This window comes from Terrisporobacter sp. (assembly GCF_017888745.1).
Taxonomy (GTDB): domain Bacteria; phylum Bacillota; class Clostridia; order Peptostreptococcales; family Peptostreptococcaceae; genus Terrisporobacter.
Genome location: NZ_JAGHFM010000038.1, coordinates 1 through 3913, shown reverse-complemented (window position 1 = coordinate 3913; position 3913 = coordinate 1). Strand labels below are relative to the sequence as shown.

The window sequence follows — 3913 nt, the reverse complement described above, 5'->3', positions numbered from 1 at the left end:
CATGTGGAGAGCATCCTCAAGCTGCTGATTCTGTTGGTATAAATGTTTATAAAATGAGATATGCAGGAGTAATAATTTCAGGAGCACTTGCAGGTCTTGGTGGATTAGTATTTGTAATACCAACTTCTACTAATTTTAATGCTACAGTATCTGGGTATGGATTTTTAGCACTTGCTGTTATGATATTTGGCCAATGGAAACCTTTAAGAGTTATGTTTGCAGCTTTTTTCTTCGGATTTATGAAGACTGTTGCATCAGCATATTCAGTAATTCCATTTTTATCATCATTCCATATCCCAAGTGATGTATATAAGATGATACCCTTTATTGCTACTTTAATTGTTTTAGCATTTACATCTAAATCCTCCCAAGCGCCTAAAGCGGTAGGAGAACCTTATGATAAAGGTACTCGTTAGGATATAAAATAAAAGTATTACTAATTAAAAAACAATTAGTAATACTTTTTAAATTTAAATAGAATTATATTTTTTAATTAACCCTTTATTCTTCTTTGTCTATAATAATAAAATTTTTCAATTAAATTAACAATTTCATACATCCCCCATGCACAAATTGCTAGTACAAATACTCCCATCATAACTAAATCTAATTTAAATACTTGACTACCATAAACTATTAAATATCCTATACCAGCTCTAGAAACTAAAAACTCACCAACTATAACTCCGACCCATGCCATACCAATATTAATTTTAGTTAAGTTGATTAAGTTACCTATATTACCTGGCAATATTAATTTAAATAAAATTTGAGATTTCGTTGCTCCGAAGCTCTTTAACATTTTTATTTTTTCTTCATCAATATTAATGAAATAATTATAAGCAGATAGTATTGTAATAACTACAGAAATAGCTATAGCTGTTACTACAATTCCTTTAACTCCTGCACCAACCCATACGATAATAATAGGAGCTAAAGCAGTTTTAGGAAGAGCATTCAATACTACTAAAAATGGATCTAGAATTTTAGATAAAAATTCTGACCACCATAGCATAATTGCTACAATTATACCTAATACACTTCCTATAATTAATCCAAGAATAGTTTCATAAACAGATATCCATATATGTTCAAATAAAGTTCCACTAGAGGTATATGACATAAATAAATTATAAATATCTGTTGGTTTACTAAATAGAAAAGTATTTATTATATTATTGTCTGCAAGTATTTGCCACAATAGGAAAAATCCTATTAAAAGTAAGATTTGAATAACTATAATTTTTATTTTTCTTATTTTAACATCTTTTAAATATTGCTTATATTCTTTAGAAGTTTTATCAAATGTCTTATTAAAACTCATTATTGTCCAACTCCTTCCATAATATATCAAAATAAGTTTGAAACTTAGGTACTTTTCGACATTTAAAAGGAGTCTTATCATCACATAGACCCAAATCAATATCATAAATTTTCTTTATTGTAGAAGGTCTTTTTGATAGTACAGCAACTTTATCTCCCATAGCTATTGCTTCACTAATATCATGAGTTACTAATATTACAGACTTATTTTCATTTTTAATAATCCTATAAACATCATCATTAACCATTAATCTAGTTTGATAATCTAGTGCAGAGAATGGTTCATCTAACAATAAAATATCTGGATTAACAGATAGAGTCCTAATAAGTGCAACTCTTTGTCTCATTCCTCCAGAAAGTTCTTTTGGATACATGTTCCTAAAATCCCAAAGTCCGTATGTTTTTAATAGTCTTTCAATTCTTTCAATAGATTGTTTATCATTTTTCTTATGCATAATTTCTAGCCCTATTGTTATATTATCCATGATGGATCTCCATTCCAAAAGATGATCTTTTTGAAACATATAACCAATGGAGCCTTTAATATTTACCTCTCCTGATGTTGGTTTTAAAAGATTTGTCAATATGTTTAAAATAGTAGACTTTCCACTTCCTGATGGACCAAGAAGTGAAATTATTTCTCCTTCTTCCAATGAAAAGGAGATGTTATCTAAAACTTTCACTTCCCCTTCTTTACTATAAAAGTTTTTAGTAAGGTTATTTACTTCTACTATTGTCCCCATGATGTCACCCCCAATATGTTTTTTAGGTATAGTTTATAGTATTATTAAATAGATATATTTGTACCATTTTATCAAAAGTATCTAAATAAATATTTTTATTGGATATAAAGTTCCTTATAACAATAATAATAGTGGTAAGCTTAATTGCTTACCACTATTATTATTCTAATATAAATGTATCACAGCTAGCATTGTTATAATTAATTTGTACACTAGGAGCTATACAAGTTTGATTGCTATTGTAATTACATTTTTTAGCTTTACAATGAATATCAGTAGAAGTTGTAAATGTATTACTTGAATTATTTGATAAACTATTCCCTTTATCTTTTGATACAAACGTAGAGCATGTAGTCTCAGATGTTGTTGTTGCTTTTGTTCCATGTACTTCTATATTGCCAGCATAACAAATTCCAGAACTATTATAAATACAATTTCCTGCCGAACAATTCAATGTCATATATTTACCTCCATAAGTATAAAATTCCTTTATTATTATTTACAAAAAAATATCTTTTATTCTAAAAAATGTAAAATATTAAATATCAAGTAAATATTGAAAATGACATTATAGTAAAATTTTTAAACTTTGATATACAATATTTTTATGTGATATAATTTTATTATATTTAATTAAAGAATTAATAAATAAAAGGGGAGAGAATATATGATATTAAAACATATTATATTTATTATTTTAATTTTTACCCTATTTCTATTTTATATAAGCTATAGATTATATAACTATGGTTTAAATCCATATTTCTCTAAAGGGGGTATTTTTAGTAATAAAAAAAATGAAAATGTGCCATATAAAGATATCTGGTTGTCAGAATATAAATATAAAAAAGATATTTATATTAATTCGGATGATAATTTAAAATTACATGGATATTTAGTTCCAAATAATAATTCACATAAATGGGTGATTGCAGTACACGGATATATGTGTAATAGTTATAGTGTTAGTAATATAGCTTATCGTTATTTTAATATGGGCTATAACATGATTATCCCTGATTTAAGAGGACATGGAAAAAGTGAAGGAAGTTATATAGGAATGGGATGGCATGATAGATTAGATATACTAGGCTGGATTAGATATATAATAAAAAAAGACCAAGATGCTGAAATTATTCTTCATGGAGTTTCTATGGGTACGAGTACAGTAATGATGGTAAGTGGTGAAGATGTCCCTCTTAATGTAAAAGCTATAATTGAAGATTGTGGATATACATCAGCTAAGGATCAATTTTCTTACAAAATTAAAAATATGTATAAGATTCCATCTTTTCCAGTGTTAAATATATGTAGTCTTATTTCAAAATTAAAAGCTAATTATTTTATCGAGGAAGCTTCTTCTATAAAACAAATTAAGAAATCTAAAATACCTATATTATTTATTCATGGAGATAAAGATAAATTTGTACCATTTTATATGCACAATGAACTATATGAAGCTTGTAATTCAAAAAAAGAAAAGCTTATTATAGAAAATGCTGGGCATGCAAAATGCGAAAAAGTAAATAGTCAACTTTACTGGGAGAGAGTAGAGAAGTTTATAATTGAAAATACTAGATAATAAGTAAAAAGCACAGACTAAATTTTATTCTGTGCTTTTTTTATATATGTATTTGGGACAAATAATATTTCTAATGAATTTATTTCTTCTTTTGTAATATTAAATTTATTAGAATTTGCAATTCTTATGAATTTGTAAAATTTAACAAAATTATTTTTTAAAATTTTAAAGCTATTATACTCTTTTATTAAAAATATATTAATAAAAAACATAACTAAAAATACCTTTAAAGAAAGCAATTTAAATGAGGATTTAAACTTATTAT

5 protein-coding genes are annotated in these 3913 nt (G+C 26.0%); 2 read left to right on the top strand and 3 right to left on the bottom strand.

All coding sequences use genetic code 11. The features are described from left to right. On the top strand, window positions 1–416 hold a 416-nt coding region (locus J7G74_RS01650; RefSeq protein ID WP_443081635.1), incomplete at its 5' end, for an ABC transporter permease subunit. Window positions 417–493: 77 nt separating this feature from the next. On the opposite strand, the gene J7G74_RS01645 is transcribed toward J7G74_RS01650, so the two are convergent. The 3 genes from J7G74_RS01645 to J7G74_RS01635 form a co-directional block, all read right to left on the bottom strand. Continuing rightward, window positions 494–1324, bottom strand: coding sequence for an ABC transporter permease (locus J7G74_RS01645; RefSeq protein ID WP_297131016.1), 831 nt, complete (start codon window positions 1322–1324; stop codon window positions 494–496). After that, window positions 1314–2066 carry an ABC transporter ATP-binding protein gene (locus J7G74_RS01640; RefSeq protein WP_297131013.1) on the bottom strand — a complete coding sequence of 251 codons (753 nt, stop codon included), beginning with the start codon at window positions 2064–2066 and terminating at the stop codon, window positions 1314–1316. The genes J7G74_RS01645 and J7G74_RS01640 overlap by 11 nt, the downstream gene beginning before the upstream one ends. A gap of 160 nt (window positions 2067–2226) precedes the next feature. Next, entirely contained in the window at window positions 2227–2526 is a 300-nt protein-coding gene (locus J7G74_RS01635; RefSeq protein ID WP_297131010.1) for a DUF1540 domain-containing protein, read from the bottom strand. 207 nt (window positions 2527–2733) lie between these two features. Between J7G74_RS01635 and J7G74_RS01630 the strand changes: the two genes are divergently transcribed. Then, the gene (locus J7G74_RS01630) at window positions 2734–3648 is read left to right on the top strand and encodes an alpha/beta hydrolase (RefSeq protein ID WP_297131007.1); all 915 of its coding nucleotides are present in this window, start codon (window positions 2734–2736) and stop codon (window positions 3646–3648) included. Window positions 3649–3913: the final 265 nt, after the last annotated feature.

Coding starts and splice junctions, on each gene's coding strand:
- J7G74_RS01635 (WP_297131010.1), bottom strand. CDS start 2,526: ATGACATTGAATTGTTCGGCAGGAAATTGTATTTATAATAGTTCTGGA.
- J7G74_RS01640 (WP_297131013.1), bottom strand. CDS start 2,066: ATGGGGACAATAGTAGAAGTAAATAACCTTACTAAAAACTTTTATAGT.
- J7G74_RS01630 (WP_297131007.1), top strand. CDS start 2,734: ATGATATTAAAACATATTATATTTATTATTTTAATTTTTACCCTATTT.
- J7G74_RS01645 (WP_297131016.1), bottom strand. CDS start 1,324: ATGAGTTTTAATAAGACATTTGATAAAACTTCTAAAGAATATAAGCAA.